The sequence below is a fragment of the Ruegeria sp. ANG-R genome (genome assembly GCF_000813985.1).
Lineage (GTDB): Bacteria > Pseudomonadota > Alphaproteobacteria > Rhodobacterales > Rhodobacteraceae > Ruegeria.
Window position 1 is genome coordinate 154,660 of the sequence record NZ_JWLJ01000004.1, and the last position, 12,706, is coordinate 167,365.

General features: G+C 58.4%; 10 protein-coding genes and 1 riboswitch. Of the genes, 2 read left to right on the top strand and 8 right to left on the bottom strand.

Annotated elements, in window-relative coordinates; all coding sequences use genetic code 11:
• The first annotated feature begins 8 nt into the window (after window positions 1–8).
• Entirely contained in the window at window positions 9–1,397 is a 1,389-nt protein-coding gene (locus RA27_RS12610) for an MATE family efflux transporter (protein WP_039539348.1), read from the top strand.
• On the opposite strand, the gene RA27_RS12615 is transcribed toward RA27_RS12610, so the two are convergent.
• From RA27_RS12615 to RA27_RS12630, 4 genes are all read right to left on the bottom strand, one after another.
• Window positions 1,372–2,616: an FAD-dependent oxidoreductase gene (locus RA27_RS12615; protein ID WP_039539351.1), complete on the bottom strand. Its 1,245-nt coding sequence runs from the start codon at window positions 2,614–2,616 to the stop codon at window positions 1,372–1,374. The genes RA27_RS12610 and RA27_RS12615 overlap by 26 nt on opposite strands.
• Window positions 2,617–2,627: 11 nt before the next feature.
• On the bottom strand, window positions 2,628–3,641 hold the full coding sequence (locus RA27_RS12620) for an Ldh family oxidoreductase (RefSeq protein ID WP_039539353.1): 1,014 nt from the start codon (window positions 3,639–3,641) through the stop codon (window positions 2,628–2,630).
• 61 nt (window positions 3,642–3,702) lie between these two features.
• A complete protein-coding gene (locus RA27_RS12625) occupies window positions 3,703–5,223 on the bottom strand; it encodes a trimethylamine methyltransferase family protein (protein WP_039539356.1) in 1,521 nt (506 codons plus the stop codon).
• A gap of 15 nt (window positions 5,224–5,238) precedes the next feature.
• Complete coding sequence (locus RA27_RS12630) at window positions 5,239–7,692, bottom strand: FAD-dependent oxidoreductase (protein WP_039539359.1); 2,454 nt, start codon at window positions 7,690–7,692, stop codon at window positions 5,239–5,241.
• Window positions 7,693–7,966: 274 nt separating this feature from the next.
• Between RA27_RS12630 and RA27_RS12635 the strand changes: the two genes are divergently transcribed.
• Window positions 7,967–8,860: a LysR substrate-binding domain-containing protein gene (locus RA27_RS12635; protein WP_039539362.1), complete on the top strand. Its 894-nt coding sequence runs from the start codon at window positions 7,967–7,969 to the stop codon at window positions 8,858–8,860.
• A gap of 49 nt (window positions 8,861–8,909) precedes the next feature.
• On the opposite strand, the gene RA27_RS12640 is transcribed toward RA27_RS12635, so the two are convergent.
• Genes RA27_RS12640 through RA27_RS12655 form a run of 4 tightly spaced genes read right to left on the bottom strand, consistent with a single transcriptional unit; the run spans window position 8,910 to window position 12,029 of the window.
• Complete coding sequence (locus RA27_RS12640) at window positions 8,910–9,923, bottom strand: iron ABC transporter permease (RefSeq protein ID WP_039539364.1); 1,014 nt, start codon at window positions 9,921–9,923, stop codon at window positions 8,910–8,912.
• Between the two features lies 1 nt (window position 9,924).
• Entirely contained in the window at window positions 9,925–10,872 is a 948-nt protein-coding gene (locus RA27_RS12645) for an ABC transporter substrate-binding protein (protein WP_039539367.1), read from the bottom strand.
• Window positions 10,873–10,890: 18 nt separating this feature from the next.
• Window positions 10,891–11,676 carry an ABC transporter ATP-binding protein gene (locus tag RA27_RS12650; RefSeq protein WP_052265284.1) on the bottom strand — a complete coding sequence of 262 codons (786 nt, stop codon included), beginning with the start codon at window positions 11,674–11,676 and terminating at the stop codon, window positions 10,891–10,893.
• Window positions 11,673–12,029, bottom strand: coding sequence for a DUF1636 domain-containing protein (locus tag RA27_RS12655; RefSeq protein ID WP_039539370.1), 357 nt, complete (start codon window positions 12,027–12,029; stop codon window positions 11,673–11,675). The genes RA27_RS12650 and RA27_RS12655 overlap by 4 nt, the downstream gene beginning before the upstream one ends.
• A 240-nt stretch (window positions 12,030–12,269) precedes the next feature.
• Window positions 12,270–12,478: riboswitch (cobalamin riboswitch) on the bottom strand.
• Between the last annotated feature and the right edge of the window lie 228 nt (window positions 12,479–12,706).

The window sequence follows — 12,706 nt, forward strand, 5'->3', positions numbered from 1 at the left end:
TCGATGACATGGCCATCCCGACCGAAATTGATCTGACACGCGGACCGATCTCAAGCCATTTTCGAACGTTGGCAATACCCGGTGCGGTCGGGATGCTCTTCAATACGCTCTATAATGTCGTCGACATGTTCTTCGCCGGGCTTCTCTCGACCAGTGCTCAGGCGGGGCTGGCGCTTGGATTTCAGGCGTTCTTCATTGCCATATCGGTCGGTGTCGGACTGGGCGCGGCAATGAGCGCGCTTGTCGGTAACGCTCTGGGAGCCGGAGATAATCGTGCAGCGCGGCGGTTTGCGGCGCAAGGGATGATCTACGGTTTCATCGCAGCATGTTTATTGGCGCTGGCCGGGCTCTGGTATGGTCCGGCGCTGATACATCTGGTTTCGGAACCGGGGCCGTACCGTGACGCAGGCTTGCGCTATTTCTACTGGCTGTTGCTGGCGCTGCCTGGCTTCCTGCTGGCCTTCGGGTGCAATGGCATTCTCCAGGCACATGGAGATGCCGTCTCGATGCAACGCGCACTGATTGTTGCATTCTTCGCCAATATCGGCCTGAACCCCCTGTTGATCTACGGAATTCCGGGCCTGATCCCCGGCATCGGTTTTGACGGCCTCGCTGTATCGACGGTGATCAGTCAGACAGGCGTAATGGTGTTTCTGGTCAGACAGGTCCTGAGGCGCCGCAGGATGAGGCGAATGCGGATTCGAAACTTCATCCCCCGCCTGTGGCGGTTCAGGGAAATCTCGGTCCAGGTCCTGCCTACGGCCACATCGTTCATCGTGATGCTGCTGTCAGGTTTCGTCATGCAGTTCGCATTGAAAATCTTCGGAGAGCACGCAATCGCAGGCTTCGGAGTCGCCATTCGCCTCGAGCAGATTCTGCTGCTGCCAGTTTTGGGGGTCACAGGTGCCCTGCTTCCTATCGCGTCTCAGAATTTCGGAGCGCGCAATTACGAAAGAGTACGTGAGGCCCTGTTTTATTGCTGGAAAATCGGGTTTGTCATGACCGCCATCGCGGCACCCATCTTGTGGGGTTTCGGGCGTCCTTTGCTGGCCTTGTTCACAGACGATCCCGAAGTCATCCGAGTGGGGCTCAGCTATCTTCGCGTCGACAGTCTGATCCTCCCGTTCTACATGATGCTGTTTTCGATCAATTCGTTGCTGCAAGCCCTCAAGCGACCAATCTGGACCGTATGGATCAGCCTTTACCGTCAGGGCTTTGGCGTTGCGTTCTTCGTCTGGGTTTTTGTGGGTCTGCTCGGATTCAACGAAATCGGTGTCTGGTTTGGAACGGCTTGCGCCGTTATTACCGGCTGGATAATCGGACTTCTGGTGGCCTCTTATGTTGCCCAGAAAGAGTTGGGCGGACTTTGGCTCAGGTCGAGAACCGATCCGGGCTGAAAGTTTGAATATCGATGTCCGGCATCCTTCCCGCGATCACGTCCGCAATCAACCGGGCTGTTGTGGACCCCAGTGTCAGGCCCAGCTGCCCGTGGCCCGTAGCGAAAGTGACATTGGCCAGACGCCTGCTGCGGCCAATGATCGGGCGCGTGTCCGGCGTAAACGGGCGGCGGCCCATACGACGTTCGGCCCGCTCAGCCCTCAGACCAGGCAACACCCGGTGCGCGCGCCCAACCAGCACATCCGCACGGTTCCAGTTGGGCTTTGCACCCAGATCCGCAAACTCCACCGTGCCAGCCACGGCCAACGCATCTTGGTAGGGTGTGATACCGAACCCGCCCTTGGCATAGAACACCGTGTGACGCAGATCGACCCCGCTGTCTTTTAGCGCGGTCGAGTATCCAATCACCCCTTCCATCCGCAGAGGAACACCCAGCTTGTCTGCCAACGACTTCGAATGCGTTCCGGCCGCGATGACGAAATCATCGGCACTGATCATGCGCCCGTCCCGAAGTCCTACGCTTTTGACCTGCTGACCGTCACGCACAAAGTCGACCGCTTCTCCCGATTCAATCGTTCCGCCCCGGCTAGAGAAGGTTTGCATCATGGTTTCGACCAACAGCCTTGGATCAGTCACAAAACTCCAGTCCCGCAACAGGGCGGCATGTCTGAAGTCGGACGCGATAGCAGGGTCGATCTCATGCGCTTCCTGACCTGTTACTTCGTCGATGGTACATCCCAGTTCGCGCGCCAGATCAAATGCCCCGCGCATCGTCGCTCGGTCGTTATCGTCATCGAACAGCTTAATCACGGGCCGCTCGACCAGAAGTTCCGGGTGGCCGATATCTGCAAGCTGAGCCTTGAAATCAGCCGTGGCCGCAAAGGTGAGGCGCGCCAGATCAGATGCAATCGCACGCATTCTCGAACGGCGCGCATTGGCGGCAAACCGTGCAAACCAGGGCAGCAACTTGACCGCAGAGCCCGGGCGTACTGACAGCGGCGCCTCGGCATCCAGCAACCAGCCCGGGACCTTCATCAGCATCCCCGGTTGCGACAAAGGCACGATCTCACCCACCGCGATACATCCGCAGGACGCCCAGCTCGCGCCCTCTCCTACCGGCCCCGGCTCCACGACCGTGACCTCGTGCCCCTGAGACTGCAACGTCAACGCACAGGATATTCCGACAATGCCCCCGCCGATCACAACGACCTGAGTCATTCCCGGAACCTCTAGACCAGTTCGCGCAGTTGCGCCATCAAGTCGGCAGTGACGCGAACACCATCCGCCTGTGTGGCGGCGCGGTTCTGCAATCGGCCATCCCCCGGCACGCGAGCATTCCCATTGCCTTCAATTTCAGCGCAGACGCGCTGGACATAGTCCTCGAACGCAGCATTGCCGAAACGCGCCGGGTCAATCGCGATGAGCGTGTTGCCGCCCTTGATATTCAACGCACCATGAGCTTCGCGGCTGGCGTTGTCGACCGACAAAGTTCCACCAGCCAGAGCCGCCCCGAGAATTTCGATCAGGAATGCAATCGCTGCGCCCTTGTGTTCACCGAATGGCAGCAAGCTGCGGGTTTCCAGAATGGCGCTGGGGTCTTGGGTCGGTTGCCCGTCCGGATCGAGCCCGGCGGGGCGAGGCAAATCATGCCCCTCCGCGGCAGCCATCCTGATATCCATCAGGGCAACCATTGACGACGCCTGATCCCAAACAACCGGCTCAGCCCCCGGACGCGGGCAGGCAAACGACATCGGGTTGGTGCCAAAAACCGGCCGAATACCACCTTGCGGAACCACCATAGAGAGTGAATTAACAACGCCCAGTGCCACCAGCCCGGCCTCGGCCAACGGACCGGTATCGAAGCGTAATGCCCCCAGATGGTGGCAATTGGCGCAAGTGAACGCCGCGATCCCGTTTTCGCGCACCATCGCGATCAGTTCATCCCGAGCCTTTGCCGCCGTGATCTGGTAGTACCCGTTGTCGCCATCCCCACGCAGAACACCCGGCGCGACCCGCTCGATCCTCGGGTCGGCTGTGGGATTGGCATAACCGGACGAAAAGCTCTGTGCATACACCGGGAGCATTCTTAATCCGTGGCTGCGCGGCCCGTCGCGTTCGGTCATCCGCACAAGCTCGGCCATGACCTCGCTACCTTGCTCACCCATACCCGCCGCGACAAAGACGGATCTGGCCAACTCCTTTACCTCGTCGAGCGAGAGCGTAGTCGTCGCGTTGTCAGTCATCTGCTTGATCCTGTCCTTGGGGTGCGGCGACGGGCACGTCAGCGCCCGCGTTCCGATCTGCTCAGGCGCTGTATTCTACCCGCTTTTTAGCGACGAACTCATCCAACGCGCCCCGTTGATCGTCTGGCATCGACGGCTGTACGTAGGTGTTCAGCATACGCTGCGCCTCTTCCGTACCGACGGTTTCTGCGGTTTTCGAGCCTTCTGCCTCCCACTGTTCAAAACTGTCGTTGTTCTGCAAGTGGTTCATATGCATCGGGTTCTCGCGTGTGTGGTCGGTGCCCAGAAAATGCCCGCCGGGACCGATTTGGTCAATGTCGCCCAGCAGCGCATCAAGGTTTTCGTCCTGCAGGCCGCTGAAGAAGCGATGGAAATTCTCCAACTGCAGCGTGTCCTGCACCCATTTCGAGTAGCTGACCCCCAGCGCGCCCTCCAGAAAGCCTGCAGAATGCACGATGTAGTTCGCCCCGCCCAGCAGCACCGGCCACATGGTATTTGCGGTATCGAACGCGGCTTGCATGTCGGGCGATTTTGATCCCGTCCACATGGTGCAGGTCCGCCAAGGCACGCCGTAGAACCGCGCCATCTGGCCCACCAGGAGGTTCATCAAACCCGGTTCGGGAGATCCCATCATCGGTGCGCCTGTCTTCATCGACACACCCATGATCGCCACGCCCAGCACCATCGGTGCGCCACGGCGGATGATCTGACTATAGGCCATTCCGGCAAGGCTCTCGGCAATCAGCAACGCAACCCCGCCTTGCGGGCTGGCGGGTGTGCTGGCCCCGGCCAGAACAAAGGGCGACAGCAGGCAGGGCTGGTTGGCGGCGGCATAAACGCGCAGGCTTTGCAGCATGGTCTCGTCCCAGACCAGCGGCGTGTTGCAGTTCAGCAGGGCTGCCATCACCACATTGTTGTCGACAAATTCCTCGCCAAACACGATCCGTGTCATTTCAACCGAGTCTCGTGCCGCCTGTTCTGAGAGAACCGAACCTTTGATCGGTTTATCGGTCAGTGTCAGCGCGGCATGAACCAACTCCAGATGGCGTTGCGGGACGGGAACATCCTGCGGCTCAACCGGCAAAATACCCGGCACCATCATCGACTGGCTCATCTGACTGAGTTTGAAGAAGTTATGCGCATCCTCAAGCATCGAGGGGCGGCGCACGCCATCCAGACCGTAGACAAACGGCGCACCATACGCGTTGGCAAACACCGAATGCTGATTGCCCACCCGAAGCGAGCGTTCCGGATTGCGTGCAGCATAGCCCCACTCTGAGGGCACGGCCGAGATCAGGTCCATCAGCATCTCGCGTCCGATGCGCACCCGTTCACCCTGCACATCCGCGCCGTATTTCTTCCAATCCGCCAAGGCGACGGGATCGCGGAACTCGATCCCTGTGGTTTCAAGTATCGTCATGGCCGCGTTGTGGATTTTCTCAATACCTTCCGGGCCGAGCAGATCAATCGGACCGACTTTGCGGTTCAGCGTCGACAAATAGACAGGGGGCGGGTTGGTACGAGCCTTGACCCGCGCGGCACGTCCTCCGCCACGACCTGATCGTGCTTTCACTTCTGCCATCTCAAATCCTCCGGATCAGGCGCGCGCACGGGCGCTGGTGGGGTCAACGGCGCAGGTATCGATCACTTCGGCCTCGCGCATTTCGTTGTGGATGAGCACCTGCATTTTGGTGCCGGGTGCCGTCATGCTCTGCGGCACCAACGCCATCGCAATGTCGTGGTTGCAGTAATAGGAGAATCCGCCCGATGTGACCCGCCCGATCAGCTTGCCGTCGGCATAGACACCTTCGTCGAACATCACCGAGGTGTCGCAGAATGGGAGCTTCAGCGTGACCAGTGTGCTGTATCCGCCCTCTTCCTGCTGCTTCTGCAGGGCAGCTTTGCCGATAAAATCGCGTTCGGCTACTTGCCCGCCGATCTTTTCGGACATAACCACGAACCGGCCCAGATCGGCCTCATAGGGCGTCATGTCTTTGCAAATCTCGCGATTGATGGCGCGATAGGATTTTTCAAGGCGCATCGATTCCAGCGCTTCAAGACCAAACGGCTTCACACCGGCCTTCAAAAGCAAATCGACGAGGTGGCGATTGTATCCGACCGGGTGATGCAGTTCCCATCCCAACTCACCGGTATATGAGACGCGTAGCAGATGCACACCTTTGGCATACCCCACTTCACCCATCTGCGCCGACAGCCACGGGAAAGCCTCGTTCGATAGATCGTTATCGGTCAGCGGTTGCAGGATGTCCCGCGCCTTAGGCCCGGCCAGGGCGATGACACCAAGGTGCTCTGAGATATCTTCCAGAATGACCGAACCATCCTTCGGCAGCACGCGCTGCAACTGATCCCAGTTATAGGCGCGCCAGTTCGGAGTGGAGATCAGGTAGAAATCGTTCTCGGCATAGCGCACGATGGTGTATTCCGCATCCATGCCCCCCTTGTCGTTCAACATCAGCGAGAGGGTCATACGACCGATCTTCGGCAATTTGTTCGCCATCAGGCTATCCAGCCACTTTGCGGCACCCGGTCCACGCACGGTGAATTTGGTCATCGGAGACATCTCGATGAAACCAGCCTCTTCGCGGGTGCGGCGCACCTCTTCCTGCACCAGTTCCATATGGTCGGTCCGGCGGAAAGAGTGTTCGGGGATCGCCTCGGCTGGCGATTTGGCAAACCAGCGCGGGAATTCGTAGCCGTTGAAACTGGTCCAGACTGCGCCATGGGCGGTCAGCAGATCATAGGACCCCACGGTTTTCATCGGGCGCGCCTCGGGGAAGTCTTCACCTGGAACATGTGCATCCATGTGGGTGCCCCAGGTTTCGCGCACCTTGTCCATGGTCCAGCGTTTGGACGCGTAATCCGAGAACCGGCGCGGATCGAGTTCCGACATATCCATCCCCGGATCGCCATCAACAATCCATTTGGCCAGACGGTTGCCAACGGTGCCACCCCACAGGATGCCGCCCGGCATCCCTTCGGCCAGCCACAGGTTCTCGTGCCCTGGTGCGGGACCGGCCAGAGGCAGCTCGTCCGGTGTCATCTGGAATGGGCCACGAGTATTGGCCTTGATCCCGACCTCGCCCAAGGTCGGCACCCGCTCGATGGCGCGCTCCCATTGGGTTTCCACGGCATCGAAATCCTCGGGCAACAGATCAGCACCGAATTCCGGCGGCACGCGGTCTTCGGCGAACAGTTTTAGGTCCTTGGTGAATTCATACGGCCCGAACTGGATACCGCCCACATCTTCGCGGAGATAAGCCCCGTAGTCCTCGTCCCGCAGGATCGGGAATTCGGGCAGGCCCTGCGCGCGGCGCTCTTTCAGCAGCGGCACGGTCTCGGTCGTCCAATACTGGTGAACGATCGGAATACAGGGCAGATCCAGCCCCACGCGGCGGGCATTCTCACGCGCATAGTTTCCGGTCGCAAAGATCAGGTGCTCACATGTGATCTCACCCTGGTTGGTCGTCACTTTCCAATGGCCATTGTCCAGTTTCTCATAAGCCTGCGCCTCGGTGTTCTGATAAACCTTGGCACCTGCATCACGGGCGAGTTTGGCCAACGCCATGGTGATATCGGCCGGATTCACATAGCCATCTTCGGTATGCAGAATTCCGCCGCGAATGTCTTCGGATTGGTTCAAAAGGGGATGAACTTCGGCGATCTCTTCCGGCGTCAGCAGTTTGCACGGCACCCCGGCGGCTTCAGCGATCGAGATGTAGGACTGGAACTCGTCCCAGCGCTTTTCGGTATTGGCAACCCGTAACTGACCAACTTTGCGCAGGCCAACCGAGGCACCCATCTTTTCCTCAACCTCGGTGTAGATGCGAATTGTCTCCATCGTCATCTTTGACACATTGTGCGAGCGTACGAATGTCACCAGCAGTCCAGCCGCGTGCCACGTGGAGCCCGATGTCAGAGTCGTGCGTTCCAGCATGACCGCATCAGAGCATCCATGTTCCGTCAGCCCGTACAGGATCGATGCCCCAACGCACCCGCCCCCGACAACCACGACCTTCGCATGTGACTTCATTCTGCAACTCCTTCTGTTCGCGCCGCGATCAACCGGGGATCGATGTGTATGACTGTAGGTCGAAACGTGGGGTTTGCGCTATCCGGCACTAAGGGCCCGGCTTTTCCTATCACTGGCACCCCGCTCACGTCTCAAACGGTTGTCGCGCATTTTCACCGGGAACCGCTGGCAAGCAATTGCAAAAAGATTCACGCTGCATAAGATGAACTAATCCAAATATGCATGAACAGCGCGTATATTATCGACCATTTACAACACTGGGGGTCAAACCATCTTGCTCAACCGGCCATACGACCTTCCTCCCGTAAGCTCTCTGATCAGCTTTGAAGCCGCTGCGCGGCATGTCAGCTTCAAGACCGCTGCCGAAGAGCTCAACGTCACCCCTGCCGCTATCAGCCATCAGGTCAAGGCATTGGAGAACGAGCTGCAATGCGCGCTGTTTCTGCGTCATCATCGCGGCGTGGAGTTGACCGAAAGCGGCGCCTATCTTCTGGTGGCGCTACAACGTGGTTTCGAGGGCATCAGCGAGGCCCTTGGACAGTTGCGCCGTCAATACGACAGAAAAGGGGTAACAATCCGCTCGACAACAGCGGTCAGCTCGCTCTGGCTTACCCCTCGTTTGGCCCAGTTCTGGAAGCAATACGGGCACGTTTCCGTAACGCAGGTTGTAACGGATCTTGGGGTCGACACTTCGAAATGCGATCTGAGCATTCATTACGGCGATACCAGCCGCGAAACGGGCATCTTCAAGACACTATTCCACGACAATATCATGGCCCTCTGCAGCCCGAGGTTTGCCGAGAAGAACCCCATTGAGCGGGTCGAGGATATTGCAAGGGTGCCTCTGATCCACCTGGACGCCCCGGATACCGGCTGGACGGACTGGCGGGCGTGGACCCACAAACTGGGGTATGAGGGACCGTTGAACTCTGCGCATCGGGTGAACAATTACACAATTGCCCTTCAGGCCGCGCAAGACGACATGGGGGCGGTTCTGGGGTGGGAGGGATTGACCTCGGAACTGATCGCTTCGGGAAAACTGGTCAGGTTGTTACCGCAGGCCATTTCCTCGCAATTGGACTTCTATGTAAAGTTGCACAACACCTCATCCGACCGGGCAAAACTTGTGTTCAAATGGCTCGGCGAGGCAGCCGACGGAAGGGTTTGAAGATCGTTTTCATCTGATCTGGTACGATCAAACGTCCAAGCATTCCACCCTATCGCTGTGTTTTTGCAGTTCTGAAAAGAAGCAGGAACACAAAAACTGACCCGATTGACGTCGTCACGATCCCGACCGGCAACTCCTGCGGCGCAAGAAGAAGCCTGCTCAGGATGTCCGAGCCGGTCAGCAAGGCCGCACCAACGATTGCGGCCGTGGGCAGAAGCTGGCTGTGCAACGGCCCCGCGATACCCCGGGCAATATGTGGCACCATCAGGCCGACAAAGCCGATTACCCCGGCCACGGAAACAAATACCGCCGTCGCCAAAGCCGCAGTAAAAAACATGCTGAACCTCAGGCCCCGAACCGGGACACCGAGGGTCGCTGCGGTCAGGTCACCGGTCAACAGCGCATCCAGCCAGCGGCTGCGATACAGCGAATGGCTCAGGATCAGCAACAACCCGACGCAGACAAGCGGGAATGTCTCCCAGCGGGCCAGGCCCAAACCGCCCAGCATCCAGAAGATGACCGAATGGGCCGCACGGCTGTCGCCTGCAAAAATCAGATAGTTGGTAATGGCCGAGAACAGAAACGATACCGCAAGTCCTGCCAGGATCAGCTTCTCGGGCGCGCTTGTGCGCAAACCGTGGACCAGCGCCAACACGATGCCCGAAGCGACAAGCCCGCCGCAAAAAGCTGCCAATGGAAGTGTCCAGAACCCCAGAATATCTCCGGTCACGGTGATTACGAACACGGCCCCGGCTGCAGCCCCGGAGGACAGGCCGAAGAGGAATGGATCGGCCAGATCGTTGCGCGTCGTGGTTTGCAGCACCACTCCAACGATACCAAGACCGGCACCGATAACGGCCGCAAACAGTGCGCGCGGCAGTCTGAGGTCGAACACGATCCGATGCAGGGGCGACATCTCTCCGTCGTCCAAACCCGTACCTCGCAGGATCGCGGTGAATGTGTCGGACACGGGGATCGAAGTTGTGCCATAGATCGTAGAAACCAGCAAAAGGGCGGCCAGAACGGCCGCCCCAAGCAGGAGTGTCAGGCCCAATCGGCCCATATCAGTTGAGACCCGGATGCATCGCCTGCGCCATCTTCGAGATCGCTTCGATATTTGCCGGCCCCGGGGTCAGCTCTTCATAACGCAAACCGATCCAGCGCTCGTTTTTGACGGCGTCGGTCTGCGACATCACAGGATGCTCCTGCAGAAACTTGAAGGTATCCGCCGCGCCATTTCCGGTCTGATAGTCCAGCAGCACCAGGAATTCCGGGTTCGAAGCGGCCACCGCTTCCCAAGAAGTGCGTCCCCAGCTTGTGTCCATATCATGGGTGACGTTTTCACCCCCTGCGGCGGCGATCATCGCGTCGGGAATGGCAAACTTGCCAGCAGTGAACGGGGCGTCCGCCGGGCCGTCCAGCAGGAAAACGCGCGGCTTGGGCAGATCGGCTGTCTGCGCTTCAATCGCAGCAAGTTCATCCTTCCAGCTATTCACCAACGCCTCAGCCTCGTCTTCAACCTGCATAACCTCTCCAAGCCGCAGCACGTCGTCGAACAAAAGGTTCATGCTGGCCTCGGGGCGGTCTTTGTCCAGATGCACGCAGCTTTCGGTCAGGATCATGGTCTTGATCCCGAAAGGCGCAAGCGTGTCCGGCGTCACATCACCACCCGGTTTCATTCCGTAATACCAGCCCGCAAAGAACAGATCAGGTTCAACAGCGACGAGGTTCTCGACGGTCGGGTATTTTGGCGCAAGCTCGGGGATATCACCGCGCTGAGTGTCGAATTCCGGGCTGGTCTTGTACCAGCCGGTGATGCCGGTCAAGCCGACAATCTTGTCCTGCAGACCCAGCGCAAAAGCCATGTCGGTCATGTTCATGTCATGCACCACCAGACGCTCCGGTGGTGTCTCAAAAACCAACGGTTCGCCGCAATTGTCGACCGTCAACTCTTGCGCAGCAGCGCCGCTTGCCATGGCTGTAGCCAGTGCCACGGACCAGATGTGTTTCATTTCAAAGTGTTCCCTTGGTTAAGTTGAGACTGTAGTTCTTCGAATATCGAGCGCTGGAATGACCCGGCCTTCGTGGTGAAAGCAGAGATAGTCGACGCCAAACGTTTCGCGCACCCGCTCGGATGTCAGCACCGCGTCTACTGGCCCAAAACCGGTCATTCGGGTGGATTTCATCAATGCGACATGGGTGGCGAATTCAGGGATCATGACCAGATCATGGACGATCATCACAACGGTGATGCCGAGTTCGGCAACCAGCGAAAGCATCCGCCCCTTTGCATCTGGGTCCAGATGGTTGGTTGGCTCGTCCAGAAACAGCAAGGACGGATTCTGCGCCAGAGCCCGCGCGATATGGGCGCGTTGGCGCTCGCCACCGGACAATTGGGCCATCCGCTTGTCTGTCAGGTTCGCAAGGCCGGTCATGTTCAGAATCCGGTCGAGCTCATTGGCGTGGGCTTCGGCCGAGCGATCCGCACGAATGGGTATTTGCCCCAGCGCAACATAGTCGCGCAACGTCAAGCGCCCGTCAGGCAATTCCTGCTGACCGACCACGGCAATCATACGGGCGCGCTGTTTGGCAGAGAGCTGTTTCAGGCTGCGCCCTTTGATCCGAACATCGCCAAGCGCCAGCGACTCGGCGCCACACAACAGATTGAGAAGGGTCGTTTTCCCTGCTCCGTTAGGACCGGCGATGGCAAGAATGGACCCCTCGCCCAGCTCGAAGGACACGCCTTGCAGCAAGACATCCCCGTTGAGCGCGTAATACTCGAGGTCTTCGGCAATTAGAAAAGGGGGCGCGATCATAATGATACCCCTTGCTCGATCCGCGGCATACGCGAGAGGGTCTTTGTGAACAATGCCTGCGGGCGGTCCGTCGCATTTGTCCATCCATCCGCGCAACGCAGATACTGTTCGGCAAATTCCACTACTGCATCTAGGTCTTCATGTGTCGCGATGTCGCCGAACAGGTATTGAGCCTTGCCCGGCGCTTGAAAGCCGATGGTGGTCGGTCGGTCGCAGCCTGCCATGCAATTGACCATGCGAATTGCAAAGCCGTCCGGCAATCGGCCCGCCAATGTCCTGATTGCCAGATCGGTGGAATCTGAACCCCGACAGTTTGAGCAAACAAGAAGGAAATGATCATGTTTCTTAGTCATCACGCCCTCGCCTACAATGGCATCACTATCAATGCAATGTTATAACGTATCATATCAAGTATCCTACGCCATAATTCCAAAGCGCCCCGGCTCTGCAGGTCTTGCAATCGATTTCTGAGAGATCAGCCGCCACTCGCATAATCCACTCCACTTGTTGCCAAGCGCATGCGGAAGCTGCCGGTTATGTAAACACGCTTAAGACGTGCCATCAAAGCCTCCTTCCAGGACGCCCCGTCCCGGGTTGGTTGAACATCTGATGGCAGGTCTCCTGACTTGCGGGTCTAAGCTTGGCCAACCTTCCCGATCCTTAGGATCAGTGGCTGTTTGACCTCGCTCACCGCTTACAGTTGCGGGGGCAGTTACGGATTTGGCGCCAGTTGGCAATCCTCACCGTATTCCCTTTTCATCCCTCGGGCGCACCATCGGGAACCATCAAACGACTGAGTGCCCGAGATCGCAGGATACGTCAACATCAAAGTCATGATGGACCTCCTTTGGTGAACAGACGCAGTTCGACAAATAAAAATGTCTTAGGACGGATCGAATTTAATTTGACGCCGACCGAAAACGGCTTGCGACTGCGATCTTGGCACCACAAAAGTCACGAGCGGAATTCCATAAAGCTGCGTAATCCGGCTGTGCTGAACGAACGGCCGGTAGGCATAAAGACTGCGCGC

Bases quoted from the DNA above. Each gene is read 5' to 3' on its own strand.
- RA27_RS12610 (WP_039539348.1), top strand. From the start codon at position 9: ATGGCCATCCCGACCGAAATTGATCTGACACGCGGACCGATCTCAAGC.
- RA27_RS12615 (WP_039539351.1), bottom strand. From the start codon at position 2,616: ATGACTCAGGTCGTTGTGATCGGCGGGGGCATTGTCGGAATATCCTGT.
- RA27_RS12620 (WP_039539353.1), bottom strand. From the start codon at position 3,641: ATGACTGACAACGCGACGACTACGCTCTCGCTCGACGAGGTAAAGGAG.
- RA27_RS12625 (WP_039539356.1), bottom strand. From the start codon at position 5,223: ATGGCAGAAGTGAAAGCACGATCAGGTCGTGGCGGAGGACGTGCCGCG.
- RA27_RS12630 (WP_039539359.1), bottom strand. From the start codon at position 7,692: ATGAAGTCACATGCGAAGGTCGTGGTTGTCGGGGGCGGGTGCGTTGGG.
- RA27_RS12640 (WP_039539364.1), bottom strand. From the start codon at position 9,923: ATGGGCCGATTGGGCCTGACACTCCTGCTTGGGGCGGCCGTTCTGGCC.
- RA27_RS12645 (WP_039539367.1), bottom strand. From the start codon at position 10,872: ATGAAACACATCTGGTCCGTGGCACTGGCTACAGCCATGGCAAGCGGC.
- RA27_RS12650 (WP_052265284.1), bottom strand. From the start codon at position 11,676: ATGATCGCGCCCCCTTTTCTAATTGCCGAAGACCTCGAGTATTACGCG.
- RA27_RS12655 (WP_039539370.1), bottom strand. From the start codon at position 12,029: ATGACTAAGAAACATGATCATTTCCTTCTTGTTTGCTCAAACTGTCGG.